The organism is Sphingobacterium sp. R2, from assembly GCF_040760075.1.
Classification (GTDB): Bacteria; Bacteroidota; Bacteroidia; order Sphingobacteriales; family Sphingobacteriaceae; genus Sphingobacterium.
Genome location: NZ_CP142884.1, coordinates 2,848,608 through 2,870,928 on the forward strand (window position 1 = coordinate 2,848,608; position 22,321 = coordinate 2,870,928).

Genomic DNA, 22,321 nt, shown 5'->3' on the forward strand with positions numbered 1-22,321 from the left:
TTTATTTTTGTACATTTGCAATCTCTTCTATGAAGAGCAGAATATTTAGTTTTTATTATGCAAGGAAATTTTCAGAGACGTGATCGCGACCACGGCGAAAGACGTGAAGTAAACCAGATGGTATTCGGTATCCGTGCTGTTATGGAAGCAATCGATAGCGGTAAAGAGATCGAGTCATTGTTTATACAACGTGGTTTGAGTGGTAGTTTGATTCTAGAATTAAAAGCTTTGTTAAAAGAGCATAATATCGCTTTTCAACAAGTGCCGATCGAGAAGTTAAATCGGATAACGCGTAAAAACCACCAAGGTGTGATCGCTGTCATTTCACCAATCACCTATCATGATATTGAAGATCTTCTACCGCAGATTTATGAAGAGGGTGAAACACCTTTACTTTTGATGTTGGATGGAGTAACAGACGTTCGTAATTTAGGTGCTATCGCACGGACAGCTGAATGTTCCGGTGTTCATGCGATCATTGTTCCCAAAAAAGGGTCTGCTGAAGTTAATCCTGACGCGATTAAAACATCTGCGGGCGCACTATATAAAATCCCTGTTTGCCGCCACGATAGCCTTTCAAAAGTAGGTAAATTTTTGATTGATTCGGGGGTACAGTTAGTCGCTAGTACAGAGAAGACAACGACGAGTATATACGATGTCGATTATACGGCGCCAACCTGTGTGATTATGGGGGCGGAGGATATCGGCGTATCCAATGACTTAATCCGAATTGCGGACAATCTCGCCAAGATTCCAATGTATGGTGAAATCAGTTCATTAAATGTATCAGTTTCTGCTGCTGTTGTGATCTACGAAGCAATTCGCCAACGGATTGTTAAAAAGTAGCACCATACTTTATTGATAATAAAAAATCCTTTGTATTTTAACAAAGGATTTTTTTGTAAGCTAGATTTGATAAATTTGCTCGATCTCTCGTTCGTATTTTTGTAGGATAACTTTTCTTTTCATCTTTAAAGTAGGGGTCAATTCACCGGTCTCAATCGTCATTTCATTGGGGATAATGGCGAATTTTTTGATCTGTTCCCAGTTTCCAAAATTTTTATTGATACGGTTTAGTTCCGACTCGATTTTCTGCTTCAGTTCCGGGCTATTTAGAAAATCCCGTCTAGAAAGATTTGACAGGGTCGGAAATGCTGTTTTCGACCATTCCAATAGATTTGCATAGTTGGAAAAAATCAAAGCTGCGGGGAACTTACGGCCTTCTCCAAGTACCATTGCCTGTTCGATAAATGGAGATTCTACCAGCCTAGATTCAATCTGCTGAGGAACAATATATTTTCCTCCCGATGTCTTGAACATCTCTTTCTTTCGATCTATGATTTTAAGGAATTTGCCATCTACCCATTCGCCAATGTCTCCTGTGTATAACCAACCATCTTTAATTGCTTCTGCTGTTGCCTCTGGATTTTTATAATAACCGATCATATTATTGTCTCCTTTCGTCAATATTTCTCCATCGGGCGCAAGCTTAATTTCGATATGAATTAATGGCAAGCCAACTGTCCCAATTTTCATACCCCTTCTATAACAGTTTACGGCGATACATGGTCCAGCTTCAGTAAGACCATAACCTTCGTAAATCGGAATTCCTGCAGCCATATATAGACGAATTAGCCTTTGCTGTAGTGCAGCGCTTCCAGAAGCAATTCCCTTGATATCACCACCGAAAGCCTTACGCCATTTCGAAAAAACTAATTTACGGGCAATTTTCAATTGAAGATCATACCACCATGATCGCCCCTCGAGTGTGTATTTTTCGCCGAGGTTTATGGACCAGAAGAATAGTTTTCGCTTAATCCCTGTTAGCTGTTCTCCCGTTGCCATTATCTTTTCATAAACTTTCTCCAAAACGCGAGGAACAGCAGAGAAAATATGTGGCTTTACAGATTTAAAGTCTTCGCCTATTGTATCCATAGATTGAGCAAAGAAGATGGTCAAGCCTTTGTACATATACACGTATTGGAACACGCGCTCATAGGCATGGCAGACTGGAAGAAAGGAAAGCGCCCGGTCACCGCGTTGAACAGGAAAGGAATATTCGCTACTGCATGTATCTGCTAATAAATTTTTATGAGACAGCATAACACCTTTTGGGTTTCCTGTTGTGCCTGAGGTGTAAATGATGGAGGCCAGAGCATCGGGTTTGATACCATCACGAAGCTGGTTGAGCGTTTCATCTGTAATCATCTCCCCGCTTGCAACGAAATCCTTCCAATGGTTGAGATCATCTTCTTTTTCGAAGCTATAGATCGCACTTAATTGAGGACAATCGTCTTTTATCGTTAATATCTTTGTATAGAGTTCTTTTGAACTGACAATGCAGTTTTTAATTTCGGCATGATTGAAAATGTAGGTATAATCTAACGTCGAAATATTGGGGTAAATCGCGACAACAACAGCGCCAATTTGTTGGATAGCAAAGTCAAGTATATTCCATTCGACACGGTTTTCACTAATTAAAGCCACTTTCTCTCCCGCTTGTACACCGAGTGCGATCAGACCTTTTGACGTCTTGTTAACTTGCTCAATAAATTCAGCATTGCTCAGTGTTACCCATTTGTTATCTTTTTTAAATGAAAACATCGGAAAGTCTGGTGCAATATCATATTGTAGATAAGCTAAATCAAATAATCTCGTTGCTGTTGGCATAGTGAAAATCCAGTTCTTATAATACAGCTAATTTACGTTTTTTTATAGACACATCCGTATTCAATACGTGGATTAATGGGTATGTTAGCGGAGAAGGTGGTATAAAAAAAAGACTCTGGTATATCAAGCTATGTGCTTTTATACCAGAGTCTCTAAACTCTTATTTTAAATACTGTTTACTTAGTATTTACTTTTTGATTCTTTGCGTTTTCCAGAGAAATCACGGAAGCCTCCGCCATTGTTGCCGCTACGCTCACGCCTCTCGCCACTGAATCCTCCTTCACGTCTTCCGCTGCGCTCGCCGCCACCATAACCACCTTCTCGTCTTCCACCGCGATCACCGCCACGATATCCACCTTCACGTCTTCCACCGCGATCACCGCCACGGCTTCTTCCGCCACGGCCTTCACTTTTTCCTTCACCAGATACTTCAATACGTACTTGACGACCGTTGTAATCTACGTTCTGGAATCCTTGGAATACTTTCTCGACCTCAGCATCTTGAACTTCAAAGAATGTAAATACACCCTTCAAATCAATTTTACCAATAGATTTTCCTGAAATGTTCGCATTGTTACAGATAAAGCCCAACATGTCTCCACGAGAGAATTCATCTACTGAGCCTAAGTTCATGAATAAACGTGTGTAACCTTTTGAACCTTCACGAGAGCGACCATCACGTCTATCACCGCGGTCTTCACGAGAACCGTCGCGCGCTTCGATATTTAAATCTGGGGCGTTTTTGTAATAATCCAAGAAACGGTTGAACTCAAGAGAAGCAAATCTTTTGATGATATCTTCTTTGGAAAGAGATTCCAAATTTTCCATAATTGCTGGCAAGAATGGGCTGATTTGTTCATCGTTCACTTCAACATTTTCAATCTTTTTAACGATCGAAAATAATTGTTTTTCGCAAACTTCAGCACCTTGAGGGACTTGCTTTTTCTCAAAAGGCTTACCAATGATCTTTTCAAGATGACGGATTTTGCTTAGTTCTTTTACGTTTACCAAAGAAAGTGAAATACCAGTTTTACCTGCACGGGCTGTACGGCCTGAACGGTGTGTATAGTTTTCTGTTTCATCAGGTAAAGAGAAGTTGATAACGTGAGTTACATCACTTACATCAATACCACGAGCAGCTACGTCTGTTGCGATCAACAATTGTAAACTACGGTCACGGTAACGTTTCATTACTTTATCACGTTGTTGTTGGGATAAATCACCATGCAATGAATCTGCATTGTATCCATCTTTGATCAACGCTTCAGCAATATCTTGCGTCTCGATTTTTGTACGACAAAATACGATACCAAAGATATCAGGATTTGAGTCTACAATACGTTTGAACGCCGCATATTTATCTTTTGCTTTGATCAAATAGTAATGGTGTTCAATGTTGGCATTACCTGTATTTTTTGTACCTACAGTAAGCTCAACAGGGTCGGTCATATAATTCTTTGCGATACGACGCACTTCAGAAGGCATCGTTGCCGAAAATAACCAAGTTTTTTTCTCGTCAGGAGTTTCTGACAAAATGTTGTTGATGTCTTCTTTGAAGCCCATATTGAGCATCTCATCCGCTTCATCCAATACAACATATTTTACATTTGAGAAATCAATCGCATTTCTGCCAATGATATCCAACATACGACCTGGGGTCGCTACTACAATTTGCACTCCACGTCTAATTTGACGCAGCTGGTCTGAGATATTTGCACCTCCATATACAGCAACAACATGTACGTTGTTAACGTATTTAGCAAATTTTTCTAAATCTTTTGAGATTTGTAAACATAATTCCCGAGTAGGGCAAAGGATTAATGCCTGAGGGTGTTTTTGAGAAAAGTCTAATTGCTCTAATAATGGAAGACCAAATGCCGCGGTCTTTCCTGTGCCAGTTTGGGCTAATCCGACAAAATCGTCGTTACCAGTCAATAAAACAGGAATGGCTTTTTCCTGAATTTCAGAAGGTTTTTCGAAACCTAATTCTGAGATGGCATTAACAACTTCCTCACGGATTCCCAGTTCTAAAAATGGGTTCATGAAATATTATATACAATAGGCACTATTGCCTAAGGCGTTGCAAAGATAAGAATAATATTGGAATAAACAAATAATTTAAATAATTGATTTTTAAGGGAATCTGATTCTTTTATACCAGGTGATAATAAATTGAGCGCTGTTATATAGATTTAGCTCACTTTGAAAAGTATTATTTCGAATGTGAAACTATTTTATATACCTACAGTTTCTTTATTCATTTATTAATAGAAACTTAATATTTCAACCTTAATTTTGGTATTAGCATGAATCAAGGACCAGTTGTACATCAGCGTTGGCTACAAGCTATTAAAGAGTTTAACGATACTTCTGCTTATGAGGAATTGTATCGCTATTGCTGGAAAGATCTTTATCAGCACGCTGCCCGTCGGATCCTAGACCGACAGGATGTGGAGGATATTCTACAGGAGCTGTTTGTCCAGTTTTGGGAAAGGCGGCATACAATCGACATCCAAATGAATCTCCCAGCCTATTTGAAAGGGATGCTCAAATATAAAATTATAGATTTCTTTAATTCCAATAAAGCCAAAGACAGATTGTTGGAGCACTGGAGTAAACATATATTCGACTATGTGCAGCAACATCCAGAGGATCTCAATACGTATTTAGCCCTTGAGAAGTTGTTGGAGGAAGAGCTGGAAAATATGCCACAGAATATGCGGCAAGCGCTTCTATTAAAATGGGAGCATTTATCCATTCGAGAGATAGCCATGCGTATGGGGCTGTCTGAGCAAACGGTCAAAAATAATCTTACGGAAGCATCCAAACGACTACGGAAAGCTATTTTGGGCTATCAACATGTTCAAAACGGTAGTTTTAGCATTCTTTTGGTCTTTATGATAGACGAGCTCGCTAAGTAGCTTACCCACCTTGCCACATTCCTATTTTCTGAACTTTGATCCTTTAACAATTCTTTCATACAACATTAACTATTTCTTGAAGTACTTTGGGGCTTTTTTGCGGACTTGGATATAAACAGCAGGCATAAAAAGTGAAAAGAAGAATTTTTGAATCGCTAATTGATAGATATCGCCAAAATAAGGCTAGCGCTAGTGAGCGTACACTGATTGATCGTTGGTATGCCGAACTTGATGGAGAAGATGTACCCGACTATAAAGTTGACGAGAGCCAATTGTGGGAAAGAATTCATCGGCAGATTGGAAATAGTTCCAGAAGAAACGTACCTGTTCGGAAAATGCTGTATTGGTCTGTAGCTGCTGCCGCATGTGTCTTGCTTTGTCTTGGTGTTTTATTTTGGGGTGTCAAGGGGGATCATACAGTTTTGAGAAAGCAGGCTATGCTTAAAACAGGATATCGGGTTTTTGAAACGGGAATTGCGCAACGGAAAAGAGTGCAGCTTGCAGATGGCTCAACGGTAATTTTAAATGCACGGACGAAGTTGAAATTGGATACGGTTTCTTTCGATCGAAAGGATCGCATGGTAGAGCTCCTCGCGGGGGAAGCTTTTTTTGATGTAAAAAAAGATGCTACGAAAGCCTTTATTGTAAAAGCTCGAGACATACAAACTAAAGTTTTAGGTACTTCCTTTACCGTTAAAAACTATGCGGAACTGGACGATATATCTGTGTCGGTATTTACCGGCAAAGTTGAGGTCGTGGCCAACCGCAACCTGTTGGGGATACTGGAAAGAGGAGACCAGATTCGTTATTCCAAAAATAGTAATAAAAGCCAACTGGGGAATTTTGATCTCTTGACGCGAAATAGCTGGATCGAAGGACGTGTATATCTTAAACAAAGCACTTTCGCTGAGATGGCTATAGCAATCAAAAATATCTATGGTAAAGATCTTGAGGCTGCAGATATTCAAATTTCCCAACAGCATTATAGTATGCCTATATCGAGGCAGTTATCATGGGCGGCGACCTTAGAAAGTATTAAAGCCATTCATCACAATAAGTCTAGAAAGGAGGGGAATAAAGTGCTGATTTACTAAATAGTGGACAAAAAGAGCCGACGACCGCCATCGTCGGCTCCGATTGGTACGACTCCTAAATAGGGGTAAATAACATATACAACAACTTGTAGAGATATTATATACGTAAACAAATTTATGAAATTTAACCAATACGTTACGAAAAACGATATTAAGTTTATGATAAAGACATCGCTGGTAGGATTGCTTCTATCGATAGTTTCTGTCGAAATACTCTTGGCTTCTGTCGTACATGGACAGCTACTTAATAGAGAGATTTCCATCTCCTTTAATGAATCTAGCATTCCTGCAGTTTTTGAACGCCTAGAATCTCAAAACATCCATATTGCTTTTGACGCCGCAAAATATAATCTGTCGAATAAAAAAGTAAGTTCTAAAATTTTTATAAAAAGCAGTGTCAGAGATGTCATGCATTATCTTCTTAAGGAAACAAACCTGACGGCCATTGACAATGGAGTATACATTACATTGACCGAAAAAACTATTCAACAAAGTGGACGTATTTCGGGTAAAATAATTGACGACCGCGGACAACCATTGGCGAATGCCAGTATTAAATTGGTCGGTATGAATAAATCTACGCAAACCAGTCTAGATGGTAGTTACGGTTTCATAGTGGCGACAGGTGTATATACCCTTGAAGTAAGTTATTTGTCCTACCGTACACAACGTATCGAGGGGGTGAAAGTCGAATCAGGACAGCGTACGGCACTAAATATTGAGATGAAGGCGCAGGTAAATGCTCTGGAAACTGCTGTAGTGACAGTTCCGTTCAAAAAGGCTTCTGTGGCAGGACTGTATGCAGCACAAAAAAATGCCGCTTCAGTAACCGATGGGATTTCTGCAGAGCAGATTGCCCGAACACCAGACAATGATATTGGACAAGTTTTAAAACGCGTGACAGGATTGACAACAGTCAATAATAGAAATGTAATTGTAAGAGGAATGTCTGATCGTTACAATCAAGCAATGCTGGATGGGGTTGTGATTCCAAGCACTTCACAGAATAGGCGTGATTTTTCCTTTGATATTATTCCGACAGAGATGGTCAGCTCCGTTGTTGTCAATAAGACTGCAACACCGGATGTCTCTGCAGAATTTTCTGGTGGCCAGGTTTCAGTGAATACACTAGATATTCCAGAAAAGAATTTTACGTCGATTCAATATGGAATTGGTGGAAATTCCCGTACGACAGGAAAAGACTTCTATCGTCTCGGAGAGCGTAAGACATCCGAATTCTTTGGTTTTAATCACTCCTCTTCCAAGCAACCTCAAGGTATACAGCCCTGGTTTTGGAATGGCGAGGCAAGACGTCTAGACGCTCCCCCTGGATATATCTTGAATGATCCAAAGTTGAACGAGGAATTTTTGATGCCTGGTTCAACGTTGAAGTATAATGACATTGATGCCATCGAACAATCTAAAGTTGTCAACGCTGATGCCATGAAATTATATCGCTACAAGGCCAGTCCCAATCAAAATTTACGATTTGCATTGGGTAGACGATATGCGATCTCAAACGGATTATTGTTCGGATTCTCCGCCTCTGCAAATATTCGGAATGAACAGAATATCGTACCCTTTAATAATGTTCGAGGGTCTGGTATCATTAATGGATATGGGGAAAAACAGCACATGATAGAAAGTGATACAATCGGCCAAAATGGAGCTGGGACTTCGTATCGTTTTAATAGCAGTAGCGGATTGGTCGCAAATTTTGGATTAAAGGGACAGGATTTTAAGCTTGCATTTAAAAATATGTATGCACGCACCTTTAACAATAATTATAGTGAAAACATCCGGGCGACGTTTACAAATTTGAGTAGCCCGCCGACCAAAAATCAATATCAATTGCCTGAAACAATGTCTTTGCAGCAACACCAATTAAGTGGTGAGTATCAGCTGCCTTGGGATATCAAAGCGGAGGGGATGTTTGCTTACAATAGAATTCAGCAGCAGATTTTGGATGAGCGCAAGTTGCGTTATGGACTAACAACAATAATAGATGGAAATTATATCTTTCAAAGCCCCAATTTATTGAGTCTTTCTAATTGGTCCAATCATTCGGAAACAGGGTTCGATTCCCGTATGTGGACGGAGATCAATGAACATGATTATAACTGGGCGATGGCATTTTCACGAATGTTCGGGGCAGGGAAAGTCGTCAGTACATTAATGAAAGTCGGGTATCAAGGATGGAAGAAAAACCGCGATCTATCTGTTTTTCGGCTACTACCTTTCACAAGATCCTATCTTCCTGATGATCCCTCGAAAGGGGCGCCCGCAATAGAGATACCTTATGATGTATTGTTGTCTGCAGCAAATATTGGGAATGGTATTGGTCAGGCATATTATTATCCTGAACCTATTGGGGGAAGTGTCTACGATGGTGCAATGAATTCACATGCCGCATACTTCATGTTGGATCAGAAATTTTGGAATAAGCTGAGGTTAGTTTATGGTCTGCGTGCTGAATATTACAATTTGCAAAATCGTCAAGATGAAATGTTTAGAAAACAAAATGGTGATCCCAATGAGGATAACAACAAATTACTGCTGTATAAACTTATGATCCGTGAAAAAAATTGGAAATTATTGCCGTCAATCAATGCAACTTATAGTGTCAGTAATACTTTTAATGTGAGAGGAAGTTACTCCAAAACGGCTATTCGGCCGGATTTTAGGGAAACAGGCTTTTTTGGCTTCTATGATTTTGAATTAGACGCTATCGTTTCTGGGGATAATGTAGAGTCAACTTTTATCGATAATGTCGATATGCGGTTGGAATGGTATCCGAGTCCGGGCGAAATTATATCCCTGACAGGATTTTATAAATATTTGGATAAACCAATAGAATTGATCGAAAATGAGGATGTAAGTCCGGGGAGTGCATATGTTTTTAATAATATGGAGTCTGCTAAAAACATGGGGATAGAATTTGAAATCCGTAAAAACCTAGGTTTTCTCGGTGAAGCAGATTGGTTATCTAAAGCTTTTATAAATGCAAACGGGACTTTGTTGAAATCAGAAGTAAATGCATTGAGTCAGTGGAGGCATAAACTTGTTGATAACGTAACCGTAGCAGAACGACAAAAAAATAGAGCACCAAACCAGGACCGTCCATTAGTGGGACAGTCGCCCTGGTTGTTAAACTTGGGAGTAGGTTATTGGGGGGATGATTTTGGAATAACAACAAGTTACAATCATAGAGGCTACCGTACGAATACAGCATCCGTCAACCCGAATCGAGTAGAGTATGAACTTGCACCGAGGCAGCTTGATCTACAGGTGTATAAGCGTTTTCTGCGACAACAGCTGGAAATTAAATTTAACGCTGCTAATCTTTTAGATGAATGGACGCAGTATTATCAAAATCAGTCGGCTTACAGTGAATCCAAAGGCGAAAATGGAGAAAAGATCTTTGACCTTGTTAAAGGAGATAATAAATATAGTAGGGCGGATGATGATATTATAACTTATCGTAAAAAAGACGGGCGAAGGTTTAACCTTTCCGTGATCTATAGCTTTTAAATAATAAGGTGAAAATAAGTGTGGAGGGCTATTTAATTGTAATAGGCTTCAAAGATATCGTAGAAATTTAGAAAAAACTACTGCGCGAGGCAGTTTCATATCACTCCTTAATAATGTATATAGTTCCGGGTTTGTCCATATAACGCAACAGGAAGATAAAAATAGAGAAACAAAAAACGGGTGATTGAAAACAACTATGCAGCCTTATGAAATGCTATCCCATAGGGATGCATAGTCTAAAAAATGATCTTGTGATGGCAAAACTAGTAATTATTTAACGCAAAATGAAAAAAATCTTAACAGTAGCAAGCGTATGCGCAATCGCATTAGCTTCTTGTAACAAGGACAATGTGGGACCAAATTCAGATTTGAATGCTGGCTTGCCAAACAAACCTCAGGCAACAATCCCAACAGATGCTGCCGGCATTATTACTAAAACAACTCTTTCAGCTGATACAGTATGGAAAATTGACGGTGTGGCTTTTGTTAGGCCAGGAGCTACCTTAACTATTCAAGCGGGGACATTTATTACTTCTGGAGTAACTAAAGCATACAATGATCAAATTACTGGATTAACACACAATATCAAAGGGGTATTAGTTGTACCTAAAACAGCTAAATTGATTGCTAATGGTACTGCTGCTGCACCTATTGTATTTACTTCTCCTAATGCTGGTGGTTCCCGTAATCCAGGTGATTTTGGAGGAGTTGTATTATTAGGCAATGCAACGACAAATCAAGCTGCGACAAAAAGAATCGAAGGTATTCCGCAACCTGTTGGTGTAGATGTGTCTTATGGAGGAACAAATGCTGCCGATAATTCGGGTTCTTTAAAATATGTACGTATTGAATTCGCTGGTTATAACTTAACGGCTGATAACGAGATTAATGGGTTGACTTTAGGTGGCGTTGGTACTGGGACTACATTGGAAAATATTCAGGTATCTTGGGGTAAAGATGATGGATTTGAATTTTTTGGTGGTACTGTAAATGCTAAATATTTAGTGGCGTTGTCAAATGATGATGATGACTTTGATTTCGATCACGGTTACACAGGGACAATTCAATATGCTTTATCATTAAAGGATCCCAATTCTACCAACAGTACTTCTAGTGGTAGTTCTGATTCAAATGGTTTGGAATCGGATAATGAAGGTACAGCTCCATATGCAGCTACACCAAAAACTCGCCCAGTATTGAAAAATTTCACATTCTTGGGTATTAAAGATGCTACTATAGCAGGAACTAAACTAAAATTTGGTAACCGCTGGAGAAGAGCGTCTGAATACGATATCCAAAACTCAATTATTGCTGGCTATGCAACAGGGGCAGCATTTCAAGATGGAGCCACAGGTACTTTTACAGGAAATGTTGTACATGCATATTCTGCGGCCTTTAGTGGTGCTACTCCGGCTGGAAACCAAACAAATGTGTCAACAGATGCTGCCGCATATTTGAAGTTAGCGGGTGGTGCCAATATTTTTTATCCAACGGCGTCTTTATTTAACCCTGTATTTCTAAGACCACTGTCGACTTCGCCAGCATATGGTAATGGAACGACTACTTATAGTGGTGCGTTTCATCCAACAACTGCTCCTTGGACAGCAACCTGGACCCAATTTGATCCAAAAAATTATTAATAGCTTCTATTTATTGAGTGAGCCATCTAAATGGCTCACTTCTTATTCTTTATATATGTTAAAAACTATATTTTTTTATTGTTTTGTCCTTTCGGCAGGATGTATGTTATATGCATGTCACAAGGGCGAGTTGATTCAAGCGCAGGAGGAACTTGCACGCATTACTTTTAAAACCTATAGTTCTGTGTCGGCGGATATAAAACGAGTTACGGTAGATGGAAAAACCGCGAATGATAATAATGCTAATTTCATTTTTATACGAAATAAAGATATCGACTCTTCATTGGTTGTTGCGTATAATAGCAAGGATCAAGTTGTATTGGAGCAGCGTTTACCAATAAAATTAGGTTTAAATACCTTTGGAGTGCATAGTAAAAGTCCAATTGATCCTTCGCTCGTTGTAGGGGAGAATCCTTTGGGTGATAATATTGAGTCTATTCCGGGCAAGATGCAAGTAAAGATTTTAAATTATAACACAACGATTTCACCAAAAGGTGAACCCATTCGTCTTGCTGTTTATCAGGGTAAGCCTTTTTTTGATGAAAGTTGGGGGATGGATTTGGTTAAATATGACGAAACCCCGATCCTGATCACCGATTTGATATCTGATAAAATCCCTGAAAAATTTACCGTTATACCAGTGGATCCTCTTTATGTTGCAAAGGCTCAAGTATTGGATAAAGATTCAAAGCCAGTCCTTATAGATGGACAAAAAGTGTATTTGTTTTTTTACTTTAATGTAGATGTAGCAGTTGTGTATCTTCCTGAAAAAGAATCTGATGTCCCGTTAGATGTGGATGCTGTCTCAGAAATCGGAGGTATTGGCTATAGCCTAGATAATATTTGGTTAAAAAAATAAAAAGGATTGAATCCAATTAACGGTGATAATCTAAAAAAATACGCTTAATACAGTTGTCATGAAAGGTATCAGCGATTTAAAACATCGAAAACTAACGACAATTTCCCTTGAAATCCAAGGAGATGTAGAACATGTTATTGATTCGGAAGTGCTTTATAAATTACGTGCAGAATTTGCGAATCTTAATGAGTTGTATAGGCAATATAGGGAATTATTGAAAAAATTGGAAGGAGTAGTGCGGGACTATGAATCGAAGGAGCGGGTTATTCGGTCTGAAATTTTGTCTCGCCCTCTTCGTAAGTTAGCCAAAAACGGGCAGACTGGAACTGATCTCCGTGAGATCATTTCTTCGTTAAATTCTTGTGCACACTGACGAAACTATTCTTCAGTTTTGTTTTGTATGTTAACTTCAATAGGTATGGTATGGTAACTACTGCTCACATATTTGGAAGAGATAGTGCTTGTTTTTGCTCCTACCGAGACGGCACTATTTGCTTTGAGATCTTTATTATTGATTGTTGACAATGCTTCCTGTATGAGCGGATCTCTACTATTGCCTATTGGAACCAAAGGTAAAAAGGCAAACTCATCCGTCACTTTCTGCGGAGTAATTCCATTGCCATAATCTCCTTGCCCCGTATTATTGTAGATTTTATATATCATTGGGATCAAATGCCAAGAACGCTCGGTACCGTGAATTTCTTCAGGTGTAGAAATTGTTGCCGACGCCATATCTTTACCATATGTTTTGGTGCCAACCTGAATAATTTGTACATATGGATTTAATCCATTAATCAACATTTCGGATGCGGAAGCCGTATTCGGTCCGGTCAGGATATAAATTTTTTTTAGATGTAATCCTTGTTTCAGTACTTCGCTCGCTTTAAAGGAATAACCATCGGGCTGTCTCAGTAGGGTTGTTTCAAAGGTATCTTCAATAGTTTTTATATTTTTATTTCCCCGATATTTTGCAAAAATATAGTTCTCTTTAATATCTGCCATTAGCAAAGCACAAAATGCAGCAAAAGCAACCTGACCGCCTGGATTATAACGTAAATCGACGATCAATTCCTCTATTTGTTTTGATTTAAGGTTTTGTATTGCTTCTAATAGCGAATAGGCTCCACCGAAATCAAATTGGCTTATAAAAATGTAACCGACTTTGGAAGATGATGAAATGACTTTTGAAGTATAGACAACGGGCTGCGAGATATAAGAGGATGGAAGGTTGAATACTTTACCGTCATGTCGTTTTATTTGGATGGCCGGTAAATGCAATGATTTGTCTAATAGCGATTGGAAGTTTATCTGATCCATTAATGTCTTATTCATATGGGTTAGACTGTCGCCTCTTTGAAGCCCTGCCAAGTCTGCCTCACTATAGGGAACTACTTGGGTTACTAATTGAATAGGTCCAGACTGATTTTGTAACTGAACCATATCGAAGCCAAAAGTATTTGTTAGCGTATTTCCATACGAATCACTATTTAGGGTTTGTAAGATAGTGGAAAAATGATCTTCGGGGTATAGGATATTTTTGAAAAATAAATCTGGAGTTTGTTGGTAATCTTGGGTTGATCTAATTTTATCATTCCAGTAGTAGTAGCGTTTCATTTGGTCTAATGTCCACTGATTGATGGTTTCATTTGATCCTGGTTCCTTCAGTGGTGGATCCTTTTCACAAGAGGAAAAGATCAACGAAGAGAAAGCCAACACAAAAGCATGGAGTCTACGCATTTTTTAAATTTTGCTTTATTAAAAATACGTGTTATGTTGTTTGTTTGAAAGTTATCTTTTTGTTGCTCAAATGTTTATTTACTTTAAATAGGGAAGCGTTTTACGTTTACCTTACCAAAGAATAAGATTTCGATAAGAAAAGGAGTGATAAAAAAGGCATCACCGTGAAGTGATGCCTTTTAGCTATATATCGAAGAATACCAATTAATAAAGTGTAAATTCTACGCGACGGTTTTGTTGACGTCCAGCAGCAGTTTTATTGGATGCGATAGGTTGGTCAGGACCGTAGCCTGTCGCTTCAATGCGTGATGCATTAGCGCCTTGAGATACAAGATATGCTTTCACCGATTCAGCGCGTTCTTTTGATAGGCGCATGTTCAATTCACGTGAACCTGTATTATCCGTGTGTCCAGCTAGTTTTAAACTGAAGTTTTTCTCGATTAACAGTTCTGCAACTTTATTTAAGGTAGCGTATGAAGTAGGACGTATTGTCGATTTACCCAAATCGAATTCCAAGTTCTTAATGGCATCAGCGACTACTTTTCGGTCAGCTTCTGTTACCACAACTTTTTCTACAACTCTAGTTTCGTTTTTCACCACAATTGGACATCCAGATCCATCTACCTGTACCCCTGAAGGAGTACCCGGGCATTTGTCATATCTGTTGGCAACACCGTCGCCATCATCATCTTTCAAGTCACTGTTCAAACCATCCAATTGATTTTGTAGCGCTTGGTTTTTAGCATTTAAAGCATCATTTTGTGCTTTAAGGTCATCATATTTCAAGGTGTAGTCGTTGACCAATGTCGCGACAGGATTTGAATTGTTTAAAGCAGGTTTGCTACCGCTACCCAATGCAAATTCTAAACCACCATGGATGTAAGTAAACAAGTCATTTTTATATTGACCACCTCGAATTCCGTCAAAGTTTTGGTTAACCCAGTTTAATTGATAACCTAGCTCAAAGTTGATACCTTTAGCTACAGCAAATTTAAATCCCATATCCAATGGTACATATATTTTAGAAATGCCGTCCGCTTCCTGCGAAGTTGATCCGGTTGTTAAAGTAGTTTTGCTATTCATCACACCCACACCGACCGATGCATAAGGCTTGATGAAGCTGTTGAAAAATCTCCAGTTGGTGTTGGCCGCTTGGAATTCTCCCGACAAGGCCGCAGACCAAGGTGTTTTAGCTTCAAAAGATTGTGTTCCATCTTTAAACGCTCCACCAGTTTTACCTCCAAAGTAGCTCGCCTTGATACCAAAAGAAGGAGAAATTTGCTTTTTAATGTAGGCACTATAGCCCAAATTCCACGCTAAATCCTCATAGTTTGCACGGTTAAAGCCAGCAATGTTAGTTTGATTTGTCACTCCGGCGCCAATACCGATGGACCATGTTCTATATTGTGAAGCTGGCCCAAATGGCGTTGTTCCTACAATGGATGATGCTTTCACATTTTGAGCATTTGCATTATTCGCGAATAAGCCCGCAGATGCAAGCGCGAGTACGAATTGTAATTTTAGTTTCATATAATTTGTGTTTGTATAAACCGCTGCAAAAATAATAATTGGAAAATTAAATTTGCTCGAGGTTTGTAGATGAAATATGACAATCAGATAAATAAAAAGGTGTTTTTAACTTAAAAACACCTTTTTATTTATCTGATATATTAGTTATTAATAAAGGGTGAACTCAACGCGTCGGTTTTGTTGACGACCAGCTGCATTTTTATTCGTTGCAATTGGTTGATCAGGACCATATCCAGTGGCCTCTATACGCGAAGCATTAGCACCTTGCGATACTAAATACGCCTTTACAGCTTCTGCACGTTCTTTAGACAAACGCATATTTAATTCGCGAGAGCCTGTATTATCTGTGTGACCGGCAAGCTTTAAGCTGAAATTCTTTTCGATTAATAAAGCGGCAACTCTATTCAATGTCGCATAAGAGCTGGAGCGAATAGTTGCTTTACCTAAATCAAACTCCAAGTTTTTGATCGCGTCAGCGACAACTTTCTTATCTGCTTCTGTAACGACAACTTTCTCTACGACTTTGGTTTCGTTTTTAACAACAATTGGACAACCCGATCCGTCCACTTGAACACCTGAAGGTGTGCCTGGGCACTTATCATATTTGTTAGCAACACCATCGCCATCGTCGTCTTTAAGATCATTGTTAAGACCATCCAATTGTCCTTGTAACGCTTGATTTTTAGCATTCAATGCATCATTTTGTGCCTTTAAGTCATCGTACTTAACCGTGTAGTCATTGACAAGGGTTGCGACAGGGTTAGAATTGTTTAAAGCAGGTTTGCTACCACTACCCAATGCAAATTCTAGGCCTGCATGAGCATAAGTGAATAAGTCATTTTTGTATTGTTGACCCACTGGGTTATCGGTACCCATTCTGTTGTCAAAACGTTGGTTCGCCCAATTCAATTGGTAACCAAGTTCAAAGTTGATACCTTTTGCTACGGCGAATTTAAAACCAAAATCTGCCGGTACATAAATCTTAGAATACGAGTCACCATATTCTCCTCTGTTCCCGTTAGCGATTCCAGCGGTCTCGGCGTTCATTACACCAACACCAATGGATGCGTACGGTTTAATAAAGCTGTTGAAAAATCTCCAGTTGGTATTTGCTGCTAAAAACTCGCCCGACAACGCTACAGACCAAGGTGTTTTAGTTTCAAATCCTGTCTGTTTATCGCTATTAACGTAGCCTGATGTTTTTCCACCAAAATAAGTAGCTTTTAATCCAAAGGATGGGGAGATCTGCTTCTTGATGTAAGCACTATAACCCAAATTCCAATCCAATTTATCGTAACCACCGTTGTTAAACTTGGCGATATTTTGCAAGCTCGTTACACCTGCTCCCACACCGATCGACCACGTTCTATATTGTGTTGCCGAGCCTAATGGTGTTGTGCCTTCAATTGATGCGTCTTTTGTGCTTTGCGCAAAGGATGCGGTGGATAAAATTCCTGCCACAACAAGTAATCCTGATTTTTTAAGGCTAATTTTCATAATGCGTGTTTGTAAAATTATCTACTATAATACTGTTGTTAAATTAACTCACTGAACACCCTTGCAATAAATTTGCCAAAAATTATTTGGTTACTCTACACGCCCAAAGAAGTTTGGCACTTCAATTTCAAAAGCCAGATGCTTAACAATATTTTCAGTAAAAATGTTTTGAAAAAAAGTTTTCCTACTTTTTGTAATCAAAATAACATCAATGTCTTCGTCCCTGATAATGGTATGAATACCGTTAGCGACATTCTCTCGAGAACCCGCAAAATAACTAGGCGATTTGACAATGTATGAAATGTCTTCAATGCCAGTTTCACTAATAATCTCTTCGATCCAGTTTTCTAGTTTTTTTCCTAATACTTTGATTTCCAGTTCATTTTTATTAATGTGAATCAGTTGAAGATGGAAGTCTTTGCCATATAACGGAATAGCTTGTTTGAGCACTTCAAGTTCGCCAGGTTTGAAATTTGTTAACAAACCAATGGTATCCTTTTTGAGCTTTATCGCATTTTTTGGAACAGCTAAAACAGGGATTTTGGACTCTTTAATAACATCATAAGTATTACTTCCGATCAAAACAGATTCGAGTCCTGTAACTCCTTTTGTACCCATAATGATCGTTTGGTATGTCTCTTTTATCTCTTGTTTTTCCAGTGTTTCGGCCAAAATACCGTTGTCAAATAAGGTAGAAATTTTAAGTGAAGGATATTCTTGTAGAAGTTCAGCTACAAGCTTCTCCATTTTTTGATGAGCTTCCATCTCCGTAGGGTCTACTAAATGCTTCGCATTTGCAAACTTATTGCTGTGTGATGTGAACGAATGAAAGAGTGTGATCTCATGATTTGACATGGTAGCCACTTGTGCTGCATAAAATGCCGCAACTCGTGCATTTTCGGAATAATCGACAGGTATTAATAGTTTAGACATGGCTATAAGGTATTATGCTTTTGTGAAAAACATGGGGACTAACGGATGGCTAAATAATGCTTTTGCGACTGAACGCGAAAAGACACGTTCAAAGAATGATTTTCTCGATCTTGTCACTAATAGCACTTTGATCTTTTCGTTATGGATCATCTCGTTAATGACTTCTGGAACTGTATCTAGATCCTCAATATCGCCTTGAATTGAATCAACTTCGATTGCAATATTGGTGACGCCGATATGTTTTTTGATCTTATATTTCCATACTTCAAGCTTATCCTCAATTCTATTTTCTGATGAGTGATCGTAGTGTACATGCATAAGTTTCAACTCAAAATCTTTACCGATAATATTGACAAAATCTTTTACTGTATGGATCTCTTCTTCTTTAAAATTGGACAGTAAGCCGACAGTATCTATCGGTGTATAATGTGCTTCGTTTGGAATGGCCAATACAGGTATTTTGGCTTTTTTGCTAATGACATACGTGGTGCTGCCAATAAGCTTACTGTCCTCATTGGTGATGCCCTTAGTGCCCATAACTAAAAAATCAAACTGATCAGGAGTAGCGAGTTCAGGTAGCGTTTCTGTAATCATTCCTCGCTCACATTGTGTAGATATTTCAAGTGTGGGATGTTGTAGCTTTATTGATTCTGCCAGATTTTTGATAAGGATATCCGCTTTAAATACGGGAGAATTTGCATCATTAGGGCTGTTTTCTTCCTCGAACACCGCAGAAGCAGAGGTGTAATTGTGATAAAGGTGGAGGGCATAACCCTTTTCCAGACATAGGTGCACCGCATAGTTAATAGCATTGATCGCATGAGCAGAAAAATCTACCGGTAGTAGAATGTTTTTTTTCATTAGAAGGAATTTAATCTACAAAATCTAATCTTATTTATCTCGCACTAGGGAATGTGCTTGAAAGTATATTCAATTCCCTATTTTAGTATCAAATGTAATAAAACAAATGTAATTGTGGATGACCTCAAGTCAAATAGTTTTTATCGTTTTACATGTGAAAGTGAAGAAGCTTTGCACAAATATGAATAACGAATAACACTTTTAGAATGTTATATTTAATATCAATTTGTGATTGCTGTCACCAATTAAATTGGTATGTCTTAACTCGCTGAATGTTAGCGTCTGAATTTTTTGTTTGAAAAGTCAAAGTCGCACTTTTCGTCGTTAAGAGAAAACGGTCGTTTCAAGGTCAATATATGGAATTCTACATTGCATAACCTATCAATTTTGAGTAAGTTTGCACATATTTTTATATAATTAAATGACAAGTAGAGAAATTCGTCAGGCCTTTTTGGACTTTTTTAAAAGTAAAGGGCATCAAATAGTCCCTTCAGCACCGGTAGTTGTAAAAAATGACCCAACTTTAATGTTTACCAATGCGGGAATGAATCAATTCAAAGATTTATTTCTGGGTGAAGCACCCGTTAAATTTCCTCGCGTTGCCGATACTCAACGCTGTTTACGTGTTTCTGGAAAGCACAATGATTTGGAAGAAGTCGGCATTGACACCTATCACCATACGTTGTTTGAGATGTTAGGAAACTGGAGTTTCGGTGATTACTTTAAGAAAGAAGCGATCGCTTGGGCTTGGGAACTATTGACAGTTGTTTATAAGTTAGACAAAGACCGTCTGTATGTGACTATTTTTGAAGGAGATGCCAAAGAAGGCTTGGAGCGTGATATGGAAGCTTTCAATTTCTGGAAAGAATGGATTGGCGAAGATAGAATTCTTCTTGGGAACAAGAAAGATAATTTTTGGGAAATGGGGGAGACAGGACCTTGTGGGCCTTGTTCCGAAATCCATTTTGATATGCGCAGCACAGAAGAGCGCAAACAAACGTCCGGACAGAGTTTGGTGAATGCAGACCACCCTCAAGTCATTGAGATCTGGAATCTCGTATTCATGCAATTTAATCGATTGAAAGATGGCTCGCTTCAGTCGCTCCCCGCTAAACATGTCGATACGGGAATGGGCTTTGAGCGTTTGGTGCGATGCATACAGGGTAAGACCTCCAATTATGATACCGACGTATTTACCCCTACTATCGATTTTATTGCTGAAAAATCAGGTATAAAATATGGTATAGATGAAAAAGCAGATATTGCCATGCGCGTAGTTTCTGATCATATCCGTGCAGTAAGTTTTGCAATTGCCGATGGCCAACTGCCATCCAACAATAAAGCAGGCTATGTGATTCGCCGTATTTTACGCCGCGCAGTACGTTATGCGTATACATTTTTAGGCTTTAAAACTCCTTTTATTAACGAAATTGTTCCTGGATTGGCGGCTCAGTTCGCAGGTGTATTCGATGAATTGATTCAACAACAGGATTTTGTACAGAAAGTGATCTTAGAAGAGGAAGTTTCGTTCCTTAGAACTTTATCCACCGGCGTGCAGCGATTTGAAAATTATGTGGAGAATAATGTTGTCATTGAGGGGGATTTTGCTTTCGAACTCTATGATACGTACGGATTCCCGATCGACTTAACGGAATTGTTAGCACGTGAAAAAGGTCTAACTGTCGATATGGAAGGTTTCAACAGAGCACTTCAAATTCAGAAAGATCGTTCTCGCGCTGCCACTGCGATTGATACAGGTGATTGGATTGAAGTCAATGAAGATGAAGGATTTGAATTCGTAGGGTATGATACATTAACTGCCGTTACTGAGGTTGTTAAATACCGTAAAGTTGTAGCAAAAAATAAAGAGCAATACCAATTGGTGCTTTCAGTTAGCCCATTTTATGCTGAGGGTGGGGGACAAGTAGGTGATTCTGGGGAATTGATTTCGGAATCGACAGGTGAGAAGATCTATATCACAGATACGAAAAAGGAAAATGGGCTATTTGTTCACTTCACAAACAAATTACCACTTGAATTGAAAGGTACATTTGTAGCTCAGGTTGATAAAGCCAAAAGAACCGATACCGAAAACAATCACTCGGCTACCCATTTATTGCATGCAGCGTTAAAACAGGTATTGGGAAATCACGTGAACCAAAAGGGATCATTGGTCAACGCGGATACTTTACGTTTTGACATCTCTCATTTTGCGAAAATGACCGACGAGGAGATTAAGCAGGTAGAGGATATTGTCAATGCTAAGATTCGCGAAAATATACCGTTGAAGGAAGAACGAAATGTTCCGTACCAACAGGCTCTCAATTCGGGTGTTACAGCGCTATTTGGCGAAAAATATGGTGATTTTGTGCGTGTGATTACTTTTGAAGATGAATATTCCAAAGAGCTATGTGGGGGGACACATGTCAAAGCAACGGGTCAGATCGGATTTTTTAAAATTGTTTCCGAATCTGCTGTGGCTGCTGGTGTCCGCCGTATCGAAGCGATTACTGGAACGCGCTCAGCATCGGTTATCCGTGAGCATTTCGAATTGGTTCATCACCTGAAAGAGCTCATGAATAATCCAAAGGATTTTGTATCTGCACTCGGTAAAATCATCGATGAGAATGGTGCCTTAAAGAAAGAAGTCGAGAAGAGTATCACGGAAAAATCGTTAGCGTTGAAGTCTGATTTGGAAGCAAAGATCCAGCAGGTCGGACCAATTAATTTCTTGTCGACGATTGTTGATCTTCCAAATGCTGAGGCTGTGAAAACGTTGGCTTATGCGTTAAAAGGTACGGTTACGAACTTGTTTTTAGTTATAGGTGCTGAGTTTGATGGTAAGCCAAGCTTGACTGTTGTGTTATCCGATGAATTGGCTAAAGAAAAAGGATTAAATGCAAGTACAATTGTTCGAGAATTAGCTAAGGATATTCAAGGAGGGGGCGGTGGTCAGCCTTTCTTCGCGACAGCTGGAGGCAAAAATCCTGCTGGATTAAAGCTGGCAATTGCGCGAGCAATAGACTTCTTAAAATAAACTTAGGGACA

15 protein-coding genes are annotated in these 22,321 nt (G+C 39.1%); 8 read left to right on the forward strand and 7 right to left on the reverse strand.

All coding sequences use genetic code 11. The features are described 5' to 3' along the window. The first annotated feature begins 57 nt into the window (after positions 1-57). A complete protein-coding gene (rlmB, locus tag VXM68_RS11785; RefSeq protein ID WP_294186751.1) occupies positions 58-846 on the forward strand; it encodes a 23S rRNA (guanosine(2251)-2'-O)-methyltransferase RlmB in 789 nt (262 codons plus the stop codon). A gap of 60 nt (positions 847-906) precedes the next feature. Here the strand turns inward: rlmB and VXM68_RS11790 are convergent, their stop codons facing one another. Both VXM68_RS11790 and VXM68_RS11795 read right to left on the reverse strand, forming a co-directional pair. Beyond that, positions 907-2,670: a long-chain fatty acid--CoA ligase gene (locus VXM68_RS11790; protein ID WP_294186748.1), complete on the reverse strand. Its 1,764-nt coding sequence runs from the start codon at positions 2,668-2,670 to the stop codon at positions 907-909. 180 nt (positions 2,671-2,850) lie between these two features. Beyond that, on the reverse strand, positions 2,851-4,713 hold the full coding sequence (locus VXM68_RS11795) for a DEAD/DEAH box helicase (protein ID WP_293953551.1): 1,863 nt from the start codon (positions 4,711-4,713) through the stop codon (positions 2,851-2,853). Positions 4,714-4,976: 263 nt separating this feature from the next. Between VXM68_RS11795 and VXM68_RS11800 the strand changes: the two genes are divergently transcribed. The 6 genes from VXM68_RS11800 (at position 4,977) to VXM68_RS11825 (ending at position 13,088) form a co-directional block, all read left to right on the forward strand. Then, a complete protein-coding gene (locus tag VXM68_RS11800) occupies positions 4,977-5,591 on the forward strand; it encodes a sigma-70 family RNA polymerase sigma factor (protein ID WP_293953553.1) in 615 nt (204 codons plus the stop codon). 131 nt (positions 5,592-5,722) lie between these two features. After that, on the forward strand, positions 5,723-6,685 hold the full coding sequence (locus tag VXM68_RS11805; RefSeq protein WP_294350826.1) for a FecR family protein: 963 nt from the start codon (positions 5,723-5,725) through the stop codon (positions 6,683-6,685). A gap of 159 nt (positions 6,686-6,844) precedes the next feature. Further along, positions 6,845-10,216 (forward strand): TonB-dependent receptor, encoded by a 3,372-nt coding sequence (locus tag VXM68_RS11810; protein WP_367208840.1) that lies wholly within the window; start codon positions 6,845-6,847, stop codon positions 10,214-10,216. 284 nt (positions 10,217-10,500) lie between these two features. Then, a complete protein-coding gene (locus tag VXM68_RS11815) occupies positions 10,501-11,856 on the forward strand; it encodes a hypothetical protein (protein WP_120336546.1) in 1,356 nt (451 codons plus the stop codon). Positions 11,857-11,911: 55 nt separating this feature from the next. Then, complete coding sequence (locus tag VXM68_RS11820) at positions 11,912-12,715, forward strand: hypothetical protein (RefSeq protein ID WP_367208841.1); 804 nt, start codon at positions 11,912-11,914, stop codon at positions 12,713-12,715. A gap of 58 nt (positions 12,716-12,773) precedes the next feature. Further along, positions 12,774-13,088 carry a hypothetical protein gene (locus VXM68_RS11825; RefSeq protein WP_120336544.1) on the forward strand — a complete coding sequence of 105 codons (315 nt, stop codon included), beginning with the start codon at positions 12,774-12,776 and terminating at the stop codon, positions 13,086-13,088. 5 nt (positions 13,089-13,093) lie between these two features. Here the strand turns inward: VXM68_RS11825 and VXM68_RS11830 are convergent, their stop codons facing one another. The 5 genes from VXM68_RS11830 to VXM68_RS11850 all read right to left on the reverse strand — a co-directional run bounded on the left by VXM68_RS11830 (position 13,094) and on the right by VXM68_RS11850 (position 19,273). Beyond that, the gene (locus VXM68_RS11830; RefSeq protein WP_367208842.1) at positions 13,094-14,452 is read right to left on the reverse strand and encodes a S41 family peptidase; all 1,359 of its coding nucleotides are present in this window, start codon (positions 14,450-14,452) and stop codon (positions 13,094-13,096) included. A 204-nt stretch (positions 14,453-14,656) separates the two neighbouring features. Beyond that, entirely contained in the window at positions 14,657-15,982 is a 1,326-nt protein-coding gene (locus VXM68_RS11835; protein ID WP_367208843.1) for an OmpA family protein, read from the reverse strand. A gap of 147 nt (positions 15,983-16,129) precedes the next feature. Then, the gene (locus tag VXM68_RS11840) at positions 16,130-17,479 is read right to left on the reverse strand and encodes an OmpA family protein (protein WP_293953566.1); all 1,350 of its coding nucleotides are present in this window, start codon (positions 17,477-17,479) and stop codon (positions 16,130-16,132) included. A gap of 90 nt (positions 17,480-17,569) precedes the next feature. Next, a complete protein-coding gene (locus VXM68_RS11845) occupies positions 17,570-18,412 on the reverse strand; it encodes a universal stress protein (RefSeq protein WP_293953568.1) in 843 nt (280 codons plus the stop codon). Positions 18,413-18,424: 12 nt separating this feature from the next. Beyond that, complete coding sequence (locus tag VXM68_RS11850; protein WP_367208844.1) at positions 18,425-19,273, reverse strand: universal stress protein; 849 nt, start codon at positions 19,271-19,273, stop codon at positions 18,425-18,427. 421 nt (positions 19,274-19,694) lie between these two features. Here VXM68_RS11850 and alaS point away from each other — a divergent pair, with 421 nt between their 5' ends. Continuing rightward, entirely contained in the window at positions 19,695-22,310 is a 2,616-nt protein-coding gene (gene alaS, locus VXM68_RS11855) for an alanine--tRNA ligase (protein WP_293953572.1), read from the forward strand. Positions 22,311-22,321 lie beyond the last annotated feature (11 nt).